The 21,574-nt window shown below is 45.0% G+C and carries 18 protein-coding genes and 9 tRNA genes; 19 read left to right on the top strand and 8 right to left on the bottom strand.

Annotation, left to right across the window (positions count from 1 at the left end):
- Positions 1-35 precede the first annotated feature (35 nt).
- Complete coding sequence (gene tdh, locus C0J08_RS17870; RefSeq protein ID WP_212653248.1) at positions 36-1,061, bottom strand: L-threonine 3-dehydrogenase; 1,026 nt, start codon at positions 1,059-1,061, stop codon at positions 36-38.
- Positions 1,058-2,269 (bottom strand): glycine C-acetyltransferase, encoded by a 1,212-nt coding sequence (locus C0J08_RS17865; RefSeq protein ID WP_212653247.1) that lies wholly within the window; start codon positions 2,267-2,269, stop codon positions 1,058-1,060. The genes tdh and C0J08_RS17865 overlap by 4 nt, the downstream gene beginning before the upstream one ends.
- Positions 2,270-2,468: 199 nt before the next feature.
- Between C0J08_RS17865 and C0J08_RS17860 the strand changes: the two genes are divergently transcribed.
- The 9 genes from C0J08_RS17860 (at position 2,469) to C0J08_RS17820 (ending at position 4,363) form a co-directional block, all read left to right on the top strand.
- Positions 2,469-3,533, top strand: coding sequence for a polysaccharide deacetylase family protein (locus C0J08_RS17860; protein ID WP_212653246.1), 1,065 nt, complete (start codon positions 2,469-2,471; stop codon positions 3,531-3,533).
- A gap of 62 nt (positions 3,534-3,595) precedes the next feature.
- Positions 3,596-3,686: transfer RNA gene (locus tag C0J08_RS17855), tRNA-Ser, on the top strand.
- A 41-nt stretch (positions 3,687-3,727) separates the two neighbouring features.
- A tRNA-Asn gene (locus C0J08_RS17850) sits at positions 3,728-3,803 on the top strand.
- A 2-nt stretch (positions 3,804-3,805) separates the two neighbouring features.
- Positions 3,806-3,882 (top strand) — tRNA-Pro (locus C0J08_RS17845).
- A 27-nt stretch (positions 3,883-3,909) separates the two neighbouring features.
- Positions 3,910-3,985 (top strand) — tRNA-His (locus C0J08_RS17840).
- Positions 3,986-3,998: 13 nt separating this feature from the next.
- Positions 3,999-4,074: transfer RNA gene (locus tag C0J08_RS17835), tRNA-Lys, on the top strand.
- A gap of 31 nt (positions 4,075-4,105) precedes the next feature.
- A tRNA-Asn gene (locus tag C0J08_RS17830) sits at positions 4,106-4,181 on the top strand.
- A gap of 2 nt (positions 4,182-4,183) precedes the next feature.
- Positions 4,184-4,260: transfer RNA gene (locus tag C0J08_RS17825), tRNA-Pro, on the top strand.
- A gap of 27 nt (positions 4,261-4,287) precedes the next feature.
- A tRNA-Lys gene (locus tag C0J08_RS17820) sits at positions 4,288-4,363 on the top strand.
- A 506-nt stretch (positions 4,364-4,869) separates the two neighbouring features.
- On the opposite strand, the gene C0J08_RS17815 is transcribed toward C0J08_RS17820, so the two are convergent.
- From C0J08_RS17815 to C0J08_RS17790, 6 genes are all read right to left on the bottom strand, one after another.
- Positions 4,870-4,953, bottom strand: a tRNA-Tyr gene (locus C0J08_RS17815).
- Positions 4,954-5,004: 51 nt separating this feature from the next.
- Complete coding sequence (locus C0J08_RS17810) at positions 5,005-5,952, bottom strand: ProQ/FINO family protein (RefSeq protein ID WP_212653245.1); 948 nt, start codon at positions 5,950-5,952, stop codon at positions 5,005-5,007.
- Positions 5,953-6,136: 184 nt separating this feature from the next.
- Positions 6,137-6,610 (bottom strand): hypothetical protein, encoded by a 474-nt coding sequence (locus tag C0J08_RS17805; RefSeq protein WP_212653244.1) that lies wholly within the window; start codon positions 6,608-6,610, stop codon positions 6,137-6,139.
- Positions 6,607-6,837, bottom strand: coding sequence for a cell division protein ZapB (locus tag C0J08_RS17800; RefSeq protein WP_212653243.1), 231 nt, complete (start codon positions 6,835-6,837; stop codon positions 6,607-6,609). Before C0J08_RS17800 ends, C0J08_RS17805 begins: the two co-directional genes overlap by 4 nt.
- Positions 6,838-6,897: 60 nt before the next feature.
- Positions 6,898-8,091 (bottom strand): flagellar assembly protein T N-terminal domain-containing protein, encoded by a 1,194-nt coding sequence (locus C0J08_RS17795; protein ID WP_212653242.1) that lies wholly within the window; start codon positions 8,089-8,091, stop codon positions 6,898-6,900.
- A gap of 3 nt (positions 8,092-8,094) precedes the next feature.
- Positions 8,095-8,721 (bottom strand): LPP20 family lipoprotein, encoded by a 627-nt coding sequence (locus C0J08_RS17790; protein ID WP_212653241.1) that lies wholly within the window; start codon positions 8,719-8,721, stop codon positions 8,095-8,097.
- A 392-nt stretch (positions 8,722-9,113) separates the two neighbouring features.
- Here C0J08_RS17790 and dinB point away from each other — a divergent pair, with 392 nt between their 5' ends.
- From dinB to C0J08_RS17740, 10 genes are all read left to right on the top strand, one after another.
- The gene (gene dinB / locus C0J08_RS17785) at positions 9,114-10,178 is read left to right on the top strand and encodes a DNA polymerase IV (RefSeq protein ID WP_212653240.1); all 1,065 of its coding nucleotides are present in this window, start codon (positions 9,114-9,116) and stop codon (positions 10,176-10,178) included.
- 66 nt (positions 10,179-10,244) lie between these two features.
- Positions 10,245-11,225, top strand: a complete 981-nt coding sequence (locus C0J08_RS17780) for a hypothetical protein (RefSeq protein ID WP_212653239.1) — start codon at positions 10,245-10,247, stop codon at positions 11,223-11,225.
- Between the two features lie 111 nt (positions 11,226-11,336).
- The gene (locus C0J08_RS17775; RefSeq protein WP_212653238.1) at positions 11,337-12,005 is read left to right on the top strand and encodes an alpha/beta hydrolase; all 669 of its coding nucleotides are present in this window, start codon (positions 11,337-11,339) and stop codon (positions 12,003-12,005) included.
- A 38-nt stretch (positions 12,006-12,043) separates the two neighbouring features.
- Positions 12,044-12,856 (top strand): inositol monophosphatase family protein, encoded by an 813-nt coding sequence (locus C0J08_RS17770; RefSeq protein WP_212653237.1) that lies wholly within the window; start codon positions 12,044-12,046, stop codon positions 12,854-12,856.
- A 31-nt stretch (positions 12,857-12,887) separates the two neighbouring features.
- Positions 12,888-13,346, top strand: a complete 459-nt coding sequence (locus tag C0J08_RS17765) for a DUF2489 domain-containing protein (protein ID WP_212653236.1) — start codon at positions 12,888-12,890, stop codon at positions 13,344-13,346.
- Positions 13,346-13,717, top strand: coding sequence for a hypothetical protein (locus tag C0J08_RS17760; protein WP_212653235.1), 372 nt, complete (start codon positions 13,346-13,348; stop codon positions 13,715-13,717). The genes C0J08_RS17765 and C0J08_RS17760 overlap by 1 nt, the downstream gene beginning before the upstream one ends.
- Before the next feature lie 38 nt (positions 13,718-13,755).
- Complete coding sequence (locus tag C0J08_RS17755; protein WP_212653234.1) at positions 13,756-14,586, top strand: mechanosensitive ion channel family protein; 831 nt, start codon at positions 13,756-13,758, stop codon at positions 14,584-14,586.
- Between the two features lie 136 nt (positions 14,587-14,722).
- Positions 14,723-15,196 carry a transcription elongation factor GreB gene (gene greB, locus C0J08_RS17750; protein WP_212653233.1) on the top strand — a complete coding sequence of 158 codons (474 nt, stop codon included), beginning with the start codon at positions 14,723-14,725 and terminating at the stop codon, positions 15,194-15,196.
- Positions 15,197-15,430: 234 nt separating this feature from the next.
- A complete protein-coding gene (locus tag C0J08_RS17745) occupies positions 15,431-19,714 on the top strand; it encodes a two-partner secretion domain-containing protein (RefSeq protein WP_212653232.1) in 4,284 nt (1,427 codons plus the stop codon).
- Positions 19,629-21,503 (top strand): ShlB/FhaC/HecB family hemolysin secretion/activation protein, encoded by a 1,875-nt coding sequence (locus C0J08_RS17740; protein WP_249344360.1) that lies wholly within the window; start codon positions 19,629-19,631, stop codon positions 21,501-21,503. The genes C0J08_RS17745 and C0J08_RS17740 overlap by 86 nt, the downstream gene beginning before the upstream one ends.
- Positions 21,504-21,574 lie beyond the last annotated feature (71 nt).

The following is a 21,574-nucleotide window of genomic DNA, read 5'->3' as shown; positions in this document are numbered from 1 at the left end:
GCGATCACCCTCTAGACGCAATAACCTAGATGGATTTAATTCCAATCTAGAATGACTTTCCCAGACTTGCCTGATGCCATAGTGTCAAAACCTTGTTGAAAGTTGTCAATATGAAAGCGATGGGTAATGATCGGGCTAATGTCTAAGCCAGATTGCAACATGGCGACCATTTTGTACCAAGTTTCGTACATTTCTCGTCCGTATATCCCTTTAATAATAAGTCCTTTAAAGATAACTTGATTCCAGTCGATTGCTGTCTCTTTTCCCGGAATGCCAAGCATGGCAATTTTGCCACCGTGGTTCATACATTCCAGCATGGATTGGAAGGCGATATCATTACCTGACATTTCCAGCCCCACATCGAATCCTTCGTGCATGTCTAACTCGTTCATTATATCTTTAAGAGATTCTTGGCTAACGTTCACTGTGCGGGTCGCGCCCATTTTTTTCGCCAGATCTAGGCGAAAGTCATTTACATCGGTAATCACCACATTTCGAGCCCCTACGTGCTTAGCAATTGCGGCGGCCATTGCGCCAATTGGTCCTGCGCCAGTGATTAAAACGTCTTCACCGATTAAATCGAATGATAGAGCGGTATGAGTTGCGTTACCAAATGGATCGAATATGGCGGCTAACTCATCACTAATGTTATTGGGTATCTTGAATGCGTTACTGGCCGGAATAACTAGGTATTCGGCGAATGCACCACTACGGTTGACGCCAACCCCTAGAGTTTTGCGACATAGATGACGACGCCCCGCACGACAATTACGGCAATGACCACAGGTAATATGGCCTTCACCAGAAACGCGGTCTCCGATGTTGAAACCAGATACTTCCGGTCCCACTTCGGTAATGACGCCAACAAATTCATGGCCGACTGTCATTGGCACAGGAATGGTATTTTGTGCCCATTCATCCCATTGATAAATATGCATGTCTGTGCCGCAGATGGCGGTTTTGTTGATTTTGATGACAACATCGTTGTGACCACATTCAGGTTGTGGCACGTCTGTCATCCAGATGCCTTTTTCGGCGTGCGTCTTCGCAAGTGTTTTCATTGCTTATATCCCTCAATAATCCCCATCTCACGGCCTACCTTAGCGAAGGCGGCTATGGCACGGTCAAGTTGCTCTGATGTGAGTGCCGCTGACATTTGTGTACGGATTCTGGCTTTTCCCATTGGCACCACAGGGTAGGCGAAACCTGTCACAAAGATCCCTTCTTTATACAGCGCATTTGCCATTTCTTGTGCGAGTTTTGCATCCCCTAAAATAACCGGAATAATGGGGTGGTCACCAGGAATGAGATTGAAACCTAAAGCGCTCATCTGAGAGCGAAAGTATTGGCTGTTGGCTTTTAGTTGCGTACGGGCTGAATCGCCTTGTTTAAGCAATTCGACAATTTGTAAACTCGTGGCGGTAATCACAGGGGCTAATGAGTTAGAGAAAAGATAAGGTCTAGAGCGCTGGCGTAACCAATCTACGATGCTTTTAGAGGCGCTTGTGTAGCCGCCTGATGCTCCGCCAAGGGCTTTGCCTAATGTGCCTGTGATGATGTCTATGCGGCCTAATACACCACAGTACTCATGACTGCCACGACCGTTCTCACCTAAAAAACCTACCGCATGGGAATCATCCACCATGACTAATGCATCGTATTTATCTGCAAGGTCACAAATTGCTTTAAGGTCAGCGATGATGCCGTCCATGGAAAATACGCCGTCAGTGACAACCAGCTTGGTTTTAGCACCGTCTTTGTCAGCCTGTTGAAGTTGGGCTTCTAGTTCGTTCATGTCGTTATTAGCGTAACGATAACGCTTTGCTTTACACAGTCGAATACCATCGATGATACTGGCGTGATTTAAGGCATCACTAATGATCGCATCTTTTTCACTTAATAACGTTTCAAATAGGCCTCCGTTAGCATCAAAGCATGAAGAATACAAAATGGTGTCTTCCATTTGCAGGAAATCACTCAGACTTTTTTCTAATTGGGTATGTATATCTTGTGTGCCACAAATAAAACGTACGGAGGCCATTCCATAGCCGTATTCATCTAATGCTCTATGGGCGGTTTGGACCACTTGGCTGTCGTTTGCCAGTCCGAGGTAATTATTCGCGCAAAGATTAATTAAAGGGGTTTTATCCGCCGTAGTAATTTGGCTCGCTTGCGGTGTAATCAGTGGGCGCTCTATTTTATAGAGGCCTTCTTCTTTTAGTGTTTGTAGCTGGCTCTCTAAATTTTTGTAAAAAGCAGATCGGCTCATAATATTTCCTCTTGTGGAGATGGCTATTTCCTGTGCTTTAAAGTTCTTGTTGTTTCTTGAGTGTAGGAGGGCGGCGCTAAAATAAGTAGATGCAGTGACATAGCAAAACAGGCATAACAGTTTTGCTTTTTGAACAGGCTGGTCATGCTGTCAGTTCGTCCGTAGAATGTGGACAAACATTAAGCAAAGAGGAAACGACATGTTGTCAAAGGCTCATTACAGCATTTTACTTGGAGCGTTAGGCGCCAGTATGGCGGCTAACGCTCAAGATTATTTACCTGTTCTGCAATATCACCATGTAAGTGCCAGTTCTCCGAAATCGACCTCTGTTACGCCTGAGCAATTTACTGAACAAATGGATTACCTAAAAAATGCAGGTTTTCAGGTCGTGGATTTGCGCACAGCCTTGGATGATCTAAAGGCCAACAAAGCATTACCTGAAAAAGCGGTTGCCATTTCATTTGATGATGCCTATCGCAGTATTTACCAAGCGGGTTTTCCCATTCTCAAAGAAAGAAATTTTCCTTTTACTGTCTTTATTAATACAGAACCGGTTGAGCGTAAGAGTCGCAGCTTTTTGACTTGGGATCAGATGAAAGAGATGGAGCAGTCCGGTGGCGTGTTTGCTAATCATACCATTAGCCATCCTTACATGCTGCGCAAACTGAAGGGAGAGTCAGACCAAGCTTGGAAAGCGCGCATGGCAAAAGAAGTGGATACCGTAGAAGATTTATTGAAGAAACATTTAGGTCATTCTCCGAAAATGTTGGCTTATCCTTATGGAGAGTCGGATTCACAAATTCGTGAAATGATGAAAGAGCGAGGCATCATGGCCTTTGGTCAACAGTCTGGAGTGGTGAGTGCAGACTCAGACTTTGAAAATCTACCACGTTTTCCTGCTTCTGGTGCTTATGCAAAGTTATCTACATTAAAAACCAAGCTTAACGCTAAGCCTATGCCTTTGTTGTCTGAGGAAACGGGCGGCGATTACGCAACGGATAAACCCGTTTCTATTAGTTTGACCTTTAAAGAAGGTCAGTATCGTTTGAAAGACTTGGCTTGTTATGTCGCCGGGCAGGGTAAGGCGAAATTAGATTGGTTATCAAAGACCAAAGTTAAAGCAACAGCAGAGAAACCATTTAATGTGGGGCGTGGCCGTATTAACTGTACTATGCCTGATAAAACGGGCAGACATTACTACTGGTACTCTAATGTTTGGATTCGTACTTCCCCTGATCAGGGCTATGTGAGTGAAAAAAGTTAAACTTTTTTAAAAAAGAGGTTGCACTGAAATTTCAAATCAGTATTATACACCTCGCTCGCAACGGAGGGGTGGCAGAGTGGTTTAATGCACCGGTCTTGAAAACCGGCGTAGGTTAGTAGCCTACCGAGAGTTCGAATCTCTCCTCCTCCGCCATCTTATTAAGGTGGTTGTTGTAAGCAAGATAAAATATTAGTTCCTCGATAGCTCAGTTGGTAGAGCAAATGACTGTTAATCATTGGGTCACTGGTTCGAGTCCAGTTCGAGGAGCCATTCGGAGTATAGCGCAGTCTGGTAGCGCGCCTGCTTTGGGAGCAGGATGTCGGGGGTTCGAATCCCTCTACTCCGACCATTTATTTTATCATCACCATTAGTAATGGTGGGCGTAGCTCAGTTGGTAGAGCTCCGGATTGTGATTCCGGCGGTCGTGGGTTCAAGCCCCATCGTCCACCCCATTACTTGATAGTTGGGTCGTTAGCTCAGTTGGTAGAGCAGTTGACTTTTAATCAATTGGTCACTGGTTCGAATCCAGTACGACCCACCAACTATCCCTATACAGATCAAATCTGATTAATTCCTCGATAGCTCAGTTGGTAGAGCAAATGACTGTTAATCATTGGGTCACTGGTTCGAGTCCAGTTCGAGGAGCCAATCGGAGTATAGCGCAGTCTGGTAGCGCGCCTGCTTTGGGAGCAGGATGTCGGGAGTTCGAATCTCTCTACTCCGACCATTAATAAATCAGCCAAAAATTATGAGCGGGTCGTTAGCTCAGTTGGTAGAGCAGTTGACTTTTAATCAATTGGTCACTGGTTCGAATCCAGTACGACCCACCATTTCCTCTCTTTTTTCCTTTCTAATAAATTTTAATTTATATCCTTGATATTCCATTAAATAACTTCAAAATCGTCTATCGTCTATCGTCTATCGTCTATCGTCTATCGTCTATCGTCTATCGTCTATCGTCTATCGTCTATCGTCTATCGTCTATCGTCTATCGTCTATCGTCTATCGTCTATCGTCTATCGTCTATCGTCTATCGTCTATCGTCTATCGTCTATCGTCTATCGTCTATCGTCTATCACATTAAGCTGTTTGGTTTGTGTTGGATGCTAGGAGGCTTGTGAGGTGCTTTAAGAGATTACTTACTGTCTTGGTTGGTGTGCGGTGGGGGTTGTTGTGCTAGGTGAGAAAAGGTGAAAGCAAGTGCAATGACGAAGTTGTGGATAAGTTTGTGGTTAAGTTGTGATCTTGCTGGTGTGAGCTTGTGTTAGGATTTTATTCAGTAGAAGTATTAGGTTTTCTGTGAGGTAAGATGTTGAATCTTAAAAGAAACTGCTAATGGTGGAGGGAGGTGGATTCGAACCACCGAAACTTTCGTGGCAGATTTACAATCTGCTCCCTTTGGCCACTCGGGAACCCCTCCACAGCAGCGCGACGTATAATATACATCGCGCTTTTGGATGTAAACAGTTTTCTAGGATTTATTTAATAATTTCTCAAGTTTCGCCTTCATGCGCTCTTCAGGAGATAAGTTGTCATAGATATCTTCTTGCTTAGAGGCATTTTGTTGGCTCTTGGCTTTAGGTTTTGAGTGACTTTTTGCCTGAGTTTTGGGTTTGCGAGACGGCTTGGTCGGTTTGTCTTTTGCGGGTCTGCTTGTTGTTGCTTTGGCTTTTGCAGGAATCATGGATTCTGGTAAAGCAGGCTCGTTGTTAACAGCAACACCTTCTAAGTCGACTCGAGGTTGTCCAGATAGAAGACACTTTTTGTATCTGTCTGAGCGCGTATAAGCCGCTAGAGCGCGTTTTTGCTTGCTGGCATTAAAGTCATCATCCAGAACCATGTCTTTGTCTATGCCTACTTTTAGTGGCTTAGGTTGATTCCAGTCAAACGCTTTGGGGTAACGGTCTTCAAGCATTTTTATCAGACGGCGATTGTTCTTTTGGTTTTTTTGACGTTTTCTTTGTTCTGGCGTCAAAGTCGCTGTCTCTGCAGTGCTTTCGCTTGCTTCTTGTACGCTAGTGTCGGTATCGACTAGTTTGTCGTCTTCTTGCAAGCCGTTAAGCTCAGGTTGTTGTGTGGTCATGTAATCAATCTGTTCTGTTGTCGTGGGTGTTGTGCTGCTGCTATCAGCAAGCTCGTGCAATAAATCAAAGTTGAGCTGGTGTTCTACCGAGCCCACTTTTATTGCTTGCTCTGGAGGTGATGCGCTATTCAAAAGATCGAGAGAGTCTTCAATATAAAGTTGCAATTGGTCTTCTGTGGAGCGATCTGCCATATGTTGTAATAAATCCATTGAAGCGCTGTGTTCAATAGAATTATCGTTGTTTCCTTTTAACCTTTTGATCTCCGCGTTAGCTTCTTTTAGCTGCTGCGTTAACCAGTTAATTTTTTCTTCTAGTTTGGTTATCAGTTGGTCCATAAACACAAGGCTCAGTTTGTTATTGGAGTCAGCGGAATTCTTTGTGTATTGTTTGTGCCAATCATTTCTTTTCGCTGATCCTCATTTGGCAGTGTGATGGATATATTGCTACCTTTTTGCCACCAAACATAAGTCAATGTGATTAAGAAACTAACAGCGAGAATGGGTAATAGTTTCATTTTGTTCAGAAAGTAAGTCCGGCACCAATCATGACGTGCTTATCATAGGTATCATTGTCACTGTTTAGTATTTTAATAAATACATCAAGGCGCGATGTGTTTGATGTAGCGATTCGGAAGCCAGCTTCAGGGTAGTATACAGTATCATCAAGGAATGAAACGCCGCCGCCAATAAATGACCACATCGGCGCTCCTGGAAATAGTTGAAATGCTGGTGTTGCGCTGTAAAAGCGAGAACCTATCGTAACTGAGCTTTCGAATTTTTCTCCTAATACAAATGAGAAACCGCCATAAAAAGAAATGTTTTCTGGCAGCGTGTACTCCATTGATGTATTAAGTATTGATGTTATGTTGCTGTGTCTAGTGTCGCTATTTGGACGAGCAGCTGTCGATTCGAAGGTTACTAGACTCGCAATTTGGTCTTGTGCTGATGCGTGAGCACTAACTAGAACTAAAGCTGCAAGTAAGAGTGATTTCATTGTTTGTCGTCCATTTGATTTAATCTATTGAGCATTTGAGAAAGAGAAGATTCCCAGTTTGATTGCTGCTCTTTCGTTTGGTTTAGTGTGCTTTCGATTTCACTTTTTTCTTCGCTCAATTCGTAGTTTTGCATTTCGAGTTCAGAGATACGTTTACGTAATGAAGATATTTCTTCTACGGCTTCATTGATGCGTTGTTCTAGGTGGTGAAGTAGCTCGTTATTCATTGTCTTTGTATCCTAAAAAGTAAAAACGCCGTTAATATGTAGGGCGTCATTTTGTAAAAATTACCAAGCAATTACAACATCTTGTTGTTGCACGTTGAGTATGTGTGAATCAACAACAAGCTCTCCAACAGAAAAGTTCGGTTGAACCTGCTTGATTGTAACACTGATGTTGGCATTGTTCAGCTGAGTCTGAGCTGATTGCAACTGGTTAAACACCTCGTAGCGTCGATAAACATTGAATTTATCTCCTTGCTTAATGCCAGCCAACGAGCCAGCAGAAATATGAATCCTATTGCCTTCAGTTCGAAAAATATTGGCAATAAATGGTTGGCAGCGTAACTGTTCACTAGTGTCTAAGGCGCTTTCTTTTAATGCCTGTTGAACCACTTTACCATAATGAACTGTCCAGAACTTAGCGCTTCCGAAACCAATTCTGGCATGATCAGAAACATCCCAGTTACCGACTTCACTATAGCGGTGTTCAAATAACAGTGCACCACTAAAACCGTCGTATATGTATATATCGACCACAAAGTTTCTTTCTTTATCAATTCCTTCATCTAATAAATCTTTGGCATCTTTGTCGTCTGGGTGTCTTAGATACAATTCGCCGATGTCTCTAATGACGCCACTCATAATATATTGAACGCCAAGCTGTTCACTGATTCGGGTTACGTTGGTTAATGAACCGTCATAGTTTGTGGACGAGGGAGCATTTATTAGGTCTGGATAAATGGCGATATTGGTTGCTGTCAGAGCTCTTAAGTAGCCTTTTTTATTGATTTGATCTGCAAGGTCTTTAGGGAGTTCTCTGGAGATGTTGCTGAGCTCGCCAAGTCGAGCTTGTTGTGGGACTTGTAATTCAAATCCTGTTATTCCAATGGTTTTTTTATAATAGCTTGTTGGGCCTGTGCTGCATTGGGAGTCTGGTGTTACTTCTACTCGGGCAATAACCGTTAGAAAGTCGCCATTCTGTTCTTCAGAAAGAATTCGAGCTTGTTGAACATAACCTGAGCTGCGAATTTGTAAACTTGAGTCTAGTTCGCCATTATTGAGCTCGTCTTTAACGTTGACTCTAGACCCAGATTCAAGAACCGCTTGTTTGATTGCTTGTTGAGTGGCTCTGTAGCGAGCGTCAGCGATATCATTGTCGTAAATAATGGCCTCGCCTTTAGCGTCAACACTTCTTGAAAGAGCGTTAACGGAAAAAAGGAGGCATAAGGTGATGGCTAGCAGCCGAGTTAAAACAAACATTACTTATTCAATGCTATAGAAATTAGTCGTTGGAGTGGCGCTTTGTACATTAACCGCACGATATCCTGGTTGGATTTTACAGTTAGGATCTGTTTGTAGGCTGCCTGAAGTAACACATTGACGAAAGTTTTCTTGTAACGCCATTTCAACAACGGTTTCAAATGTGCCGTCTTCATGTTCGCGTTGTGAAACAACTTTTGCGCCAACGAGGTAAGCGTCCACATAGGTTCTTAATTCATCATTTTGTAGCACCATATTACTTAGGGAACTAGAACCATCAATTTTTAAACCGTAGACACGCTCTGATAAGTTCCTGTAGGCATCTAGCATGGAACTGCGTAATGTCATGATGCGTGCTTGAGATTTGGTAAAACGTTTGCTGGTGATCATGGCTGCGTAGCCTGTCGCCGTTACTACGATGGGCTCTTGTTTGATAACTGCGATGCTGTTGTTTGCGTTTAATGCACCGTTTTGAGTATATGTTGGTGCTTGATTTCCTACCTGATTACCATTACACGGTGCTACTGTCGTACAGGTGGTGTCAGCAGTGCTTGGTTGGTTGAGGTTTTGGCAGCCGGCAAGGGTTATTGCACCTATGGCAATTAAAAAGATTCGAAGTGATAATGTCATAGTATTGCCCTTTCTATAGAAGTCTTTGCCTTTCTATCCTGCCTTTAGAAATAGAGCGACTTTTAAAATCGTTCTATTTAGTGAGTCAGTCAATGCTATCGGCGTTCATTATGAGTGATGTATAAAAAAATCTTTATTTTTCAACATGACTAATCTCATGCACAAAATGTAAACTATTTTACGCTCTAACGTCCATGTTTGCTCACCTAAAAATGCACATTTTCTTTGTCTTAGTTAGAAAATTGACCGATTCAGACGCTATTCTAGATTTTTTTTAGATATTTTTCAGTAAAGCTTTTTTTGTCTGCAGGAAAAGCCATATTTTGATTGGGGTGGTGAAGGTAGTATTTGGATTGTGTATACTGTGTTTTTATACAGTTCATCCGAGTGTCATGTCACAAAATCGAAAGATTATTCATATCGATGCGGATTGCTTTTATGCCGCAATAGAAATGCGCGATGATCCCGATCTTAGGGATATTCCTATTGCTATTGGCGGCCCTGAAGGTGGTCGAGGTGTCTTATCTACGGCCAATTACGCAGCTCGTGTTTTTGGGGTTCGTTCTGCGATGCCAACATCTGTAGCCAAGCGTCTATGCCCAGCTTTACTGGTTATACCAGGAAACATGAATAAATATCGAGTTGCCTCTGAGCAGATGCACGCTATTTTTCGTGAATTTACTGACATTATTGAGCCTTTGTCGTTGGACGAAGCCTATTTGGATGTAACGAACACGAAAGTCTTTCAAGGAAGTGCTACCCGAATAGCGGAAGAAATTCGCTCCCGCATATTGGCTGAAGTGGGAATTACCGTGTCAGCGGGTGTGGCGACGAATAAGTTTATTGCTAAAGTGGCAAGTGATTGGGACAAGCCTGATGGGTTAACTGTGGTGACACCAGATAAGCAGTTTGAGTTTGTGTCTAATGTTCCTGTGAAGTTTATTTCTGGAATTGGCCGTGTTGCCCAAGAAAAGTTGGCGGCATTGGGGGTTTTTAAATGCGCAGATTTACAAAACTTGGATTTTTCCATATTACAAAAAAGCTTTGGTAGTATGGCTTTCCGGTTATCTCAATTCGCCCTTGGTATTGATGACAGACCAGTGAAGGTATCTAGGGAGAGAAAAAGTGTGTCTGTGGAACATACTTTCTCTAAAGATTTGCCTGATTTGAATGCTTGCCAAGCAGTCTTGCCTATTTTGCTAGCCGATTTGAAAAAGCGTATGGCGGGAAAAAACTACGAGTCACAGCTAATTAAATACTATCTTAAGGTGAAGTTTGACGACTTTACCCAAACGACGATAGAGCAATCGATAAAAGCAAAGCTATCGGATGATGTGTTTTCACAATTATTAAAGCAAGCATACTCACGGTATGCTCGTCCTGTTCGTTTGATCGGTGTCGGCTATCGTTTATCTCCTCCTGAACCTCACCAGTTAAACCTGCCTTTTGATGTGTAGTGTAAAAATTGATCAATTTTTGAGTTGCATACTATACTTAAGGTGGATAATTCGGAGGTGCTCATTATGTTGAAACAACAGAGTAAGTTTGATTTTACAAACCTAAGTATGCCCAGTTCCCTGTCGCATAGGTTGCGGTTTGATGTGGAGCAAACACTGAGCTGTTTGTATGCCGATGCTTCTTTGGTTGATCAAATGGATGAATTGTATCTACCTTTTTCAAATTGGCTAAGTCAAAAGGTTCATTTAGGTAAGGGGCCTTTAATCGTAGGTGTTGGTGGGGCGCAAGGGTGTGGAAAAACGACATTCTGCAGTGTGATAAGCCGTATATTAAATAAGGGCTTTGATCTTAATAGTGTGGTCATTAGTCTGGATGATATGTACAGCACTCGGCATGATCGCTTGAAATTTGCAGATGAAACCACGCCCATGTTTTCTGTTCGAGGGGTGCCAGGTACGCATGATGTCAGTTTTGCTCTTTCTCTTTTTGAACGCTTGAAAGATCTTAAAGAGGGGGAGGTGATGAAATTTCCTCGCTTTGATAAATCCATTGATGATCGAAAGTCAGTTCAATTATGGCAAGAAATTCAGGGCCCAGTGGATGTGGTTTTATTTGAGGGTTGGTGCGTTGGGGCACCACCGATGACGGAGGGAATGGATAAACCGCTAAACAATCTAGAGGCTGAAATGGATGCGGATGGTGTTTGGCGCAACACTGTCAATGAGCTTTTGCAGGGAGTTTATAAGTCACTGTTTTCACAAATTGATTTGATGGCCTGGATGCAGGCACCAAGTTACGATGTCGTTTATGAATGGCGCAATAAGCAGGAGCGGGTGTTGGAAAGTCACCTACATGATATTCATGGCATTTTACTTGATACCATTGATTTGAAAGTGATGTCTTCAAAAGAGTTGAAGCGTTTTATGCAGTATTATGAGCGATTAACTCGCCATATGTTGGCGGTGATGCCAAGTAAAGCCGATGTGCTGTTTAAATTGAATGAAAAACAAGACGTTGTGGACATGCGTTTTCCTATTGAGCACTGATAGTATGAGTAAGTTTTACAGGCAGTAGCATGTTCTAAATGTCGAGTGAAAAAAATCAATATGATAGGCTAGGGTATAGTACGCTAGCCTATTTTTTTGGAGTGTTGAAATATGACTGAGTTATTGCCATCCGTTTTGGTAGAGACAAACGAGCAGCCGGACTCTGCCATTATTTGGTTGCATGGCCTAGGGTCAGATGGTCATGATTTTGAGTCTTTGGTGCCTGCTTTGTCTTTATTACCGACCTTAAAGGTGCGTTTTGTGTTTCCTCATGCACCACGTCGTCCTGTTACCGTTAATGGCGGCATGGAAATGCGTGCTTGGTATGACATTTATGAAATGACACTAGAAAGAAAAGTCGATATGGAAAATATCGAAGAATCTTGTTTGCAAGTGGAGCAATTGATTCAAGACCAAATCGATAAAGGAATTGCTCCGAACCGAATTATACTGGCTGGATTTTCCCAAGGTGGTGTCATCGCTTATCAAACAGCATTACGCACGAAGCATGTTTTGGCGGGCATTCTTGAACTATCCACTTACTTGGTTAATAGTGATAACCTTCCTGAGGCGAGCGATTGCCCTAATGGTCAAACGCCAATTTTAATTCATCATGGCTCGCAAGATCCTGTCGTGGCGCCAGTGTTAGGCGTTCAAGCAAGAGATCTTTTGGTATCTAAAGGGTATTCTGTTTCGTATCAATCCTATGACATGCCGCATTCCGTTTGTCCTGAACAAGTGCAGGATATTTCTCATTGGTTGAATGAACGTTTGGCGTAACAGTCTAGCTATTTTCTCTCATTTGTTAAGGAATATTTGTGTCTGAAAACTATGAAGAATGGCTGGAGTTTGCGAAAACTTTAGCGGTGAAAGCTGGCGAGATGATCGTCGAGGCGCGAGAGAGTTCAAATTTCGTTCGCGACTATAAAATGCATCATGAATTGGTTACCTCGACGGATATTGCGGTTGATCAGTATATTTGTAGTTGCATCCTTGAAAGTTACCCATCTCACCGTATTTTGTCAGAAGAATCTTCGCCTAGTATGGATCTAGGTAATATTGGCGAAGACATTCCTGTCTGGGTGATTGATCCCATTGATGGGACGGTAAATTTTGCCCATGGTCATCATCATGTCGCAGTATCTATTGGACTTTATATTGGCGAACAGCGCATTTTAGGCGTGGTGAATGCGCCGTTTTTAAAAGAGTGCTTTTGGGCTCTAAAAGGATCAGGGGCTTTCTGTAACGATAAACCTTTGGCCGTTTCAGGAGCGAAAGAGTTAAGGAATGCTCTTGTGGCGACAGGGTTTCCTTATCAAAAAACAGCACTGACTCCTATTATTGAAAGAGTCTCGCGTATTTTACATCACTGTCAGGATGTACGTCGTAATGGTTCGGCGGCGTTGGATTTATGTTGGGTCGCTGCTGGTCGATTAGACGCGTATTTTGAAAGTGTTAAGCCTTGGGATATGGCGGCGGGAACGTTAATCGCTGAAGAGGCGGGAGCCAAAGTGGGATATTATTTATCCCATACTGCTACATGGCCTGATGTCGTTAATGGAGAGGGGCTTTTGGTGTCTTCGCCCGAGTTATATAACGATTTGTTGGTGCTTGTTGACCTTGGTTTATAGCCTGTTTGTATTTTGTTAAATTGGATTTTTTATGTCTTTTACAGCGTTTATGATTGTTTTGCTTTGTTGTCTTGGTGTGATTGTCGTTTCTCTTTGGTTTATTCGTCATCAACTAAAGTTAAACAAAGCACGAGAAGAAAAAATTCGTGCTGGTGAAGAGCGTTTTAATGAAGAGCGTCAAAAGAGAATTGACAGTATTCGGGTTTTGTTAAAAGCCGCCGGAACGGAAGAATTGAATTGGATAGAGGCCAGTATTCGGATTAAGCATTTGCTTGACCAACTGAGTGAAGACTTTTCCGAGCATGAAGATATTTCAGCTTTCTATATCATTAATGAGAAAACCCAACATATTCCTACCCATAGTCAATGGAGCGAATTGCCAAAGCCTGCTCGAATGAAGTTTCGTTCCGAAATGGAAAGCTATGAGTCTGAACATGCCGATCAATTACAAAAGGCTAGATTGGCCTTGCTAGAGTACGATTTCAAATAATGTGGCTACAATTATTGGTTTCTACCAGTTTTTTGTTTTTATTGCTGGTGTTCTTAGTGTGGTTTTATATTCGTCATCAATCCAAAGTACCCTACTATAGGTTAACGCAAGACCAATGTGTCACCTTGCTCCAAAAGGCGATTCAAGGTGTGTTACCTGAATATGAATGGCATGCTTTTTTAGGAATGACGATGAGAGATGACGAAGCGTTGGATGAACTTAGAGAGCAGTGTTTAGAAATTGATGAGGATGGAGTGAAAGGTACGCAAACCATTAATGGTCAAGCTTGTATGTCTTTTAATAAAAAAGGAATCTCTCAACTGGAATTGCTACTAGATGAGTGGCAGCATAAAACGAATTACTTAGTTTGATTCAATTCTTTAATTTTACAGCATAGGGTTTAAGTATTATGAATGAGGTAGAAGCTTTATTAAATCAAGGGACAGAGATGCTGCCTTGGTTGGTTGATATGGCTATCAACTTGGTGGTTGGTCTTGTTATTTTCTTTATGGGCAAATTTATTGCTTCCAAAGTATCTCACTGGTGTGAAAACCGATTGCTAAAAGCATCTGTTGATCAAGCGGTTGCTGGCTTTGCTTCGAGCATTTTGTATGCCTTAATGTTCGCGGGTGTAGCACTAATGGCATTAGGGCAAATTGGTGTTGAAACAACATCGTTTATTGCCATTCTTGGTGCGGCTGGTTTAGCTGTGGGTCTTGCTTTACAAGGGTCATTATCTAATTTTGCATCAGGAGTACTTATAATTCTTTTACGCCCGTTTCGTTCTGGAGACTTTATTGATGCAGGTGGTCAAATGGGGACGGTAAATCGAATAGAACTATTTCATACCTATCTTAGAACGCCAGACAATCGTGTCATCATAGTACCAAACTCTTCAGTGATGAATGGCTCTATTGTTAATTTCTCTCGCGAGGCGACTCGCCGCTTAGACCTTGTTATTGGTATAAGTTATGATGCTGATATTCGCTTGGCGAAGCAAATTATGGAAGAGATTGTAAATGCTGATGAGCGCATTTTGAAGGATCCAGCTTGTTTGATTGCGGTTTCTGAGTTGGCCGATAGTTCTGTTAATTTCTTCTTGCGCCCTTGGGTGGCGTCGGGTGATTACTGGGCAGTAAGAGCGGATCTTTTGGAGAAAATAAAATACACCTTTGATGAGCGTGGAGTTGGTATTCCATATCCACAAATGGATGTGCATGTGCATAAGCAAGAGTCGTAAGCTGCCATAGCTTTAGTATTTTATATTTGTAGAATGTGTAATGCCGCCAAGCAACCGCTGGCGGCATTTTTTGTGTTTCATTTAAATACGCTTTGAATGTTTTAATTTTATCTAAGTAGCAATATTGGAAGTCATTATGCGAGCAAAGCTCATCACCCGTGAAGGACATCAAAAACTCAAAGAGGAAGTGGATTTTTTATGGCGAAAGGAGCGGCCAAAAATAACTGAAATTGTGACGTGGGCCGCAGGACTTGGTGACAGATCTGAAAATGCAGATTACCAATATAATAAACGTCGCTTGCGAGAAATAGATCGAAGAGTTCGCTTTCTTCGAAAAGTTCTCGAAGATATTCAAATAGTCGATTATCACCCTCAGCAAGATGGGAAAATTTTTTTTGGGGCATGGGTTACGCTAGAGGATGATGATGAAAATACACTGCGTTTTAGGATTGTTGGAGGTGAAGAAATCTACGGACGTGACGACTACATCTCGATAGATTCTCCGATGGCTAAGGCTTGTCTAGGAAAGCAAGTGGATGATGACGTTGTTGTTCGAGCTCCCGCTGGCGAAAAGTCTTGGTATGTTTTAGATATTCAATACGAGAAGTAAGTGAATCTTCACTTCGTGGTTATGTCATTAGGAGCGATCAAGATAAATTTTTTAATTCATTAGCTAAGAGTCTATATGGGATATTAACTATCAAGTCAGTTGGTTGACGGTGAATGGCTAATATCACCGAAAAAAAATTCAAAAAATAGCCATTTCAAACCATTCTGTGACCATTTTGTTACCTTTCTTTCCTTAGAATTAGAATAATTTGTCTTTGGTAAGTAGGTAATTACTATGAATCATCGTTATCGTGTTGTGTGGAGCTATTGTCGCTCTATGTTTATGGTGGTGGCTGAGAATGTGCGCTCTTGCTCTCGCACTTCCAGTAGTAAAAGCGCTTCTGTTGATACCTGTTCAAGATCCGTTGGGCCCTTCCAAAAGAGTCTACTCACTCAAACCATGGCGTTAATATTGGGTAGTGTCACATCGATAGTGGCCTATGGCCAGCAGCCAGCCTTACCCGTTGGTGGAAACATTGCCGCAGGACAAGTCTCCATAGGTACGTCAGGCAATACCATGACAGTTACCCAAGGTTCGGATAAAGCCATTGTTAACTGGGGCAGTTTTTCGGTCGGTAAAGAGGCAGCCGTCAATTTTGTCCAGCCGGGTAGCGCTTCAGCGATTTTGAACCGAGTGACTGGCTCAACCACCTCGACCATCGCAGGCTCTATTAATGCGAATGGTCAGGTGTTTCTGATCAACCCCAACGGCATCGCCATTACCTCAGCGGGTTCGGTTAAAGTGGGTGGTGGCTTTGTGGGGTCCACCCTGAATATCTCCGATAAAGATTTTTTGAACGACAGTTTTGTTTTTAAAGGTGATGGTGCGTCGGCGGGTGTCAACAATGCAGGTATTATTACTGTGGGTCGCGGTGGCTATGCGGCGTTGATCGGTGGAACCGTGCAGAACAGCGGCCAGATTGCCGTTCCGCTTGGTAAAATAGGCCTTGGTTCTGGTGAGCAAGTGACGCTCAACTTCTCGGGTGATGGTTTTTTGAAAGTCGCTTTACCAACCAAGGCAGAGGCCGAAGACAACAGCGCATTAATCGACAACCAAGGCATATTGTCTGCTGACGGCGGTACGGTGTTGATCTCGGTGGCGAGTGCTCGCGATGCCGCGCGCCATGTCATCAACCTTTCAGGTGTAGTTGAAGCGAACAGCGTGTCCGGTCAGGATGGCAAAATCATTATCGGTGGTGGCCAAGGCGGCGACGTAACTTTGTCTGGCACGGTCACAGCCACGTCTGCCAATGGCAAAGGTGGCGACATCACGGTGACAGGTAAAAATATCGCCCTAAACGACGCCACTATCGATGCGTCGGGTGCCGCCGGTGGCGGTAACATTAAGATTGGCGGTGATTACCAAGGCACAGGCAATACTCAACGAGCAGATACCACCCGCGTCGATACAACCAGTGTGATCCGCGCCGATGCTACCCAAAGTGGCAATGGCGGCAAGGTCATTGTTTGGTCGGACGATTTGACCACCTTTGATGGCCTAATCACTGCACTTGGTGCAGACACTGGCAAGGGCGGCGATGCGGAAGTCTCCGGCAAGGCAACCCTTGCCTACAACGGCTTCACCAATTTAAGCGGACCCGGCGGCTTTGGTACCTTGCTGTTAGACCCGTATAACATCACCATTTCCAGCAATACGGCTTCAAATTCCTCTGGCACCAGCGCCACCGGTGATGACAGTGTGATTAATGTTGGCACTCTGGAAACCGCCTTGGGCGCAGCCAATGTGACTATCACTACTGGCGGTGCCGGTTCTGCGGGCACACAAGCTGGCGATATCACGGTAGCAAACGACGTAACATGGACCAGTGGTTCAACCCTAGAGCTGTCGGCGTATCGCAACATTACGCTTAATGCCAATCTCTCTGGCGGTGCGGGGGCTAAAATCGTGCTGCGTTCGGATAATTCGGGCACAGGTAATGGTACAGTGGCCTTTGGTTCAGGCATCAAAGCCACCGCAACGGGCGGAGTGAGCATTTATTACAACCCAACCAGCTATACTTCAACCACGGACTATTCCGGCAACATGGGCTCCAGCACCACAGCCACGGCTTATATGCTGGTGAACACACTGCAAAATCTGCAAGACATCAACACCAATTTGGCTGGCACCTACGCCCTCAGCAAAGATATCGACGCCAGCGCCACAGCAAGCTGGAACAGCGGGGCAGGCTTCGTGCCTTTGGGCAATAACTCTACTCAATTCACTGGCACTTTCGATGGCCAAAGCCATGTGATTTCCAACCTCACTATCAATCGTTCTACTACGGACTATGTTGGCCTGTTTGGTTATACCAATACTGGCTCTATTATACGCAATGTTGGCCTTGAAGGCGGCAGTATTAAGGGGCATGACAAGGTCGGCGGCCTTGTGGGGCAAAGTTTCGGCACCACTAACAACGCTTATGCGACTGGAACGGTGATGGGAAGGAACTACGTCGGCGGTCTTATGGGGCAGAATACAGGCACAGCCAACAACGTTTATGCCACTGGAGCGGTGACGGGAACTGACTACGTCGGTGGCCTCATAGGTAGAGGTGTAGTCAGCAACGCCTATGCGACGGGAGCGGTGACGGGAACTAAGTTCGTCGGAGGTCTCTTGGGGGCTGCCTCCAACAATATCAGTAATGCCTATGCCACCGGGGCGGTGACAGCTACTGATCAAGTCGGAGGTCTCGTGGGGGTTAACGGATCGTTTAAAATTAGCAATGCTTATGCCACCGGGAAAGTGACGGGCAGCTCCAATGTCGGCGGCCTCTTGGGGAAGGATCAAGGCGGTACGACCAATTCATCCTTTTGGGATACCGAGACCACGGGACAAGCCAGTTCGGCGGGGGGGACGGGGCTGACTACAGAGCAGGCCCGTAATAGCAGTAATTATACTGGCTGGGATTTTAGCACCGACTGGTATCAAGCGGCAGACATGCGGCCTATTTTGCGTTCGGAAGCGGCCACGGCAGTGGGTGGCGTAATTTCGGTATCGAACCTTCATCAACTGGCGCTAATTGGTGCCAATCTTTCTGGTACCTATCATTTGACTCATGATATCGACGCATCGGCAACCAATGCCGCAAGTGACACTTACAGGGCTGCTAGTATTTGGGGTAGCGGCGGTTTCGTGCCTTTGGGCAATAACTCTACTCAATTCACTGGCACCTTCGATGGCCAAAGCCATGTGATTTCCAACCTCACTATCAATCGTTCTACTATGGACTATGTTGGCCTGTTTGGTTATGTCAAAGCAGGCTCCACTATCCGCAATGTGGGCCTTGAAGGCGGCAGTATTAAGGGACAGGACAACGTCGGCGGCCTTGTGGGGAAGAATTTCGGCACCACTAACAACACCTATGCGACTGGAACGGTGACGGGCAAAGCTTCTGTCGGCGGCCTTGTTGGAGGGCTCTTTGGCGGCACCGTTAGCAACGCCTATGCCACTGGGGCAGTGACGGTAACTGGCGGCTACGCCGCTGTCGGCGGCCTTGTTGGGTATCTTGTTAACGGCACCATTAACAACGCCTATGCCACCGGGGCTGTGACTGGTAATAGTTCTCTCGGCAGCCTTGTGGGGTTCAATGGTAGTGGCACGATCACTTCATCCTTTTGGGATACAGAGAGCACAGGTCAAAACGTTTCGTCGCGTGGTGATAAGGGTCTGACCACGGCAGAGATGAAAAAACTATCGAGCTTCACGGATTGGGACATTGATGATGAAGGTGGTACGGGAAAGGTTTGGCGTATTTATGATGGTTATACCGCGCCACTATTACGCAGCTTTATGACTGGGTTGACCATCACGGGTGGCACTGCCAGCAAAACCTACGACGGCAGTGCCACTTCAACGAATGTGGGTACCGTGACTTACAGCGATACCAATTATGATACGTCACTGGTCAATGGCACGGCACAGTATCAATATACCGCTAACAGCAAAAATGCTGGTAGCTATAGTGGTTCAAACCTAGCCATGTCAATGAGCGGATTGTACTCTTCCCAACGGGGGTACGATATATCCACAAAATCCGGCACGCTGACTATTAACAAAGCGGCGCTGTCGGTGACGGCCAGCGATGCGTCTAAGACGTACGACGGCAAAGCCTATACAGGCGGCAATGGCGTGACCTACACCGGTTGGGTGAATGGCGAAACCAACGCGGTTTTGGGCGGTTCACTGGCCTATGGCGGTACTTCCCAAGGAGCAACCAATGCGGGCAGCTATGACATTACAGCATCGGGTTTGACGTCCGGTAACTACGACATTTCCTACGTCTCCGGTAAGTTAGTTATTTCTGCTGCAGCGCCAACGACGCTAATGCCCACATCACAATCAGATGTCGGCTGGATCACCAATAGTTTCGCCTTTACACCAGGCAGTTTTGTGCCAAGTGCTCAGTCTCAGTCGGGAGATTCAGGGTCGGATGGCGATGGTGAGTTTACGCAAGATAAGCGTCTTTCTGGTGCTGTGTGTTTTGCTGGCAGTGACTTTGCTGTCTCTTGTAACTAAAAGTGGCAAATTAATTCGAGTCTGGAAAAGTAAGGTTAAAAATAATTTTATGATGTTTTGGGACAAATTTACCTCTATTGCGACGGCGCTTTTTGTGGCTGGCTTAACCGCTTTGCCTTTGTCGGTGTTCGCAGAAACGGCCAGTCAAGTGACTCAGCCCAGTTATGCGCCTGAGGTGACCAGCCCAGCGCAAGGCAGTTTGGATTTACCTGCCACGTCAAACTTAACGGCGCCAGCGGGGGCGGACACATTGTTTGTGAAGCCATCGGGGTTGACAGTCGAAGGGCAATTGCCTGAGCTACAAGCTGAGACGGCCGTTATCGAGGCGTCGATCAAAGACCAACGCGTGAGTGGTCGTGCGTTGTTTGCGGCTGCTCAAGCCTTGGAGGCCGCCTATGTGAAAGCAGGCTATCTGTTGGCGCGAGTGACGCTACCACCACAAACCATTGTTGACGGTATGGCGCTGAAGTTGATCGTTACGCTGGGGTATGTGGAAAGTATTGATGCCACCGCTTTTGAAGATACTGCTCGTCGTCGTATCGAAGCGGTGTTGCAACCTTTGGTAGGCAATCGTGCGCTGACCAATCGCGAACTAGAGCGTCGCTTGTTGTTGGCTGGCGATATTCCCGGTGTGTTGATGCAATCTACACTCAAAGCGGGTGAGGAGAAGGGAGGTACTGTGATTGTGGTCGATGGACGTGCTAATCCCATCTCGTTTAATGCGTCTTTTGATAATAGCTTGAGCGATGGACTGGGTAACAATAATGCCAGTTTTGGAGCCAACTTTAACAATATGTTGGGTCTTGGGGAGGTGGGGTATGTGCAATTAGGAGGCTATTGGGGCACTAAAAATGGTGTATCTGATAGCGACCCGCGTAACCGTCAAATGGTGGCAGGTTTTACCTTGCCGCTGTCTATCAATGGCTTGTGGCTGAATGTAGAAGGAGTGGACAGTCGTACTCATCCAACGTCTGATCTTAGTTTTACTATGCTCGATGAGTATCAACGCTTCGCCACCAAGCTTGGTTACAACTGGATTCGCAGCCGTCATTTTAACACCAGTTCGGAAATTGGTTTTGGTATGTCAAACGAAACTCAAAAAGTAGAGACAAGCACGACTCGCTCGAATTGGACTCAAGACAAGCTTCGCGTACTGCGCTTCACGCAAAATGCTGACTTATACACAACATGGGGGAGTTTCATTTCGGGTAATGCGACCGTGTCTTTTGGCCTAGACCGCTTGGGAGCTCGGCAGGGAACCACCGCGTTGCCTATGTCACGCAGTGGTGCGGAACCGGACTTCAGCAAGTTGGAGCTGAGTGGTCACTATTCACAAGGCTTGGCGGATAAGCAAGTGCAATGGTCTGTGGCCGTAAAAGGACAAACCTCTTTTGGTCATGTGATGGCGTCTTCTGAACAATTTGGTTTGGGTGGCTTTGATGGGCTGTCTGCCTTTGACGGCGGTGCATTGATGGGGGATTCAGGTGCCATGGTGCGCACCGAATTGACTTGGCCGTTGGTTTTGCCTGCTCCAACGTCCTTCCCCTCGTTGGGAGCGGCGGTGGCACCTTACGTGTTTGGTGCAGCAGGTTTTACTAAGTTGGAAAACGCGACCGCACTAGAAAATGCAACGAACCATGCCAACGCGTTTGGACTTGGCTTGCGTTTTGGTGTGTCGCAAAAAGCGTCTTCATTGGGAACTACTTTGACGTTGGAATACGCCCATGGCAACCAAGACAATGGTTCGTCGGACAATCGTTTTAATCTGCGCTGGCTCGCCCAGTTCTGATTGGTGTATTAACCCATGAATACCTTGCTCTGCCGCATAAATGACGGTGCTATTTTTTATTTGTTTAAATA

This window comes from Marinomonas sp. CT5 (assembly GCF_018336975.1).
Taxonomy (GTDB): domain Bacteria; phylum Pseudomonadota; class Gammaproteobacteria; order Pseudomonadales; family Marinomonadaceae; genus Marinomonas.
The sequence above is the reverse complement of the archived record's forward strand: the minus strand, read 5'-3'. Positions and strand labels throughout refer to the sequence as shown.

Bases quoted from the DNA above. Each gene is read 5' to 3' on its own strand.
- C0J08_RS17810 (WP_212653245.1), bottom strand. From the start codon at position 5,952: ATGGACCAACTGATAACCAAACTAGAAGAAAAAATTAACTGGTTAACG.
- C0J08_RS17740 (WP_249344360.1), top strand. From the start codon at position 19,629: ATGGCGATGGTGAGTTTACGCAAGATAAGCGTCTTTCTGGTGCTGTGT.
- greB (WP_212653233.1), top strand. From the start codon at position 14,723: ATGCGAGCAAAGCTCATCACCCGTGAAGGACATCAAAAACTCAAAGAG.
- C0J08_RS17765 (WP_212653236.1), top strand. From the start codon at position 12,888: ATGTCTTTTACAGCGTTTATGATTGTTTTGCTTTGTTGTCTTGGTGTG.
- C0J08_RS17745 (WP_212653232.1), top strand. From the start codon at position 15,431: ATGAATCATCGTTATCGTGTTGTGTGGAGCTATTGTCGCTCTATGTTT.
- tdh (WP_212653248.1), bottom strand. From the start codon at position 1,061: ATGAAAACACTTGCGAAGACGCACGCCGAAAAAGGCATCTGGATGACA.
- C0J08_RS17865 (WP_212653247.1), bottom strand. From the start codon at position 2,269: ATGAGCCGATCTGCTTTTTACAAAAATTTAGAGAGCCAGCTACAAACA.
- dinB (WP_212653240.1), top strand. From the start codon at position 9,114: ATGTCACAAAATCGAAAGATTATTCATATCGATGCGGATTGCTTTTAT.
- C0J08_RS17775 (WP_212653238.1), top strand. From the start codon at position 11,337: ATGACTGAGTTATTGCCATCCGTTTTGGTAGAGACAAACGAGCAGCCG.
- C0J08_RS17800 (WP_212653243.1), bottom strand. From the start codon at position 6,837: ATGAATAACGAGCTACTTCACCACCTAGAACAACGCATCAATGAAGCC.
- C0J08_RS17795 (WP_212653242.1), bottom strand. From the start codon at position 8,091: ATGTTTGTTTTAACTCGGCTGCTAGCCATCACCTTATGCCTCCTTTTT.
- C0J08_RS17790 (WP_212653241.1), bottom strand. From the start codon at position 8,721: ATGACATTATCACTTCGAATCTTTTTAATTGCCATAGGTGCAATAACC.
- C0J08_RS17760 (WP_212653235.1), top strand. From the start codon at position 13,346: ATGTGGCTACAATTATTGGTTTCTACCAGTTTTTTGTTTTTATTGCTG.
- C0J08_RS17860 (WP_212653246.1), top strand. From the start codon at position 2,469: ATGTTGTCAAAGGCTCATTACAGCATTTTACTTGGAGCGTTAGGCGCC.
- C0J08_RS17755 (WP_212653234.1), top strand. From the start codon at position 13,756: ATGAATGAGGTAGAAGCTTTATTAAATCAAGGGACAGAGATGCTGCCT.
- C0J08_RS17780 (WP_212653239.1), top strand. From the start codon at position 10,245: ATGTTGAAACAACAGAGTAAGTTTGATTTTACAAACCTAAGTATGCCC.
- C0J08_RS17805 (WP_212653244.1), bottom strand. From the start codon at position 6,610: ATGAAATCACTCTTACTTGCAGCTTTAGTTCTAGTTAGTGCTCACGCA.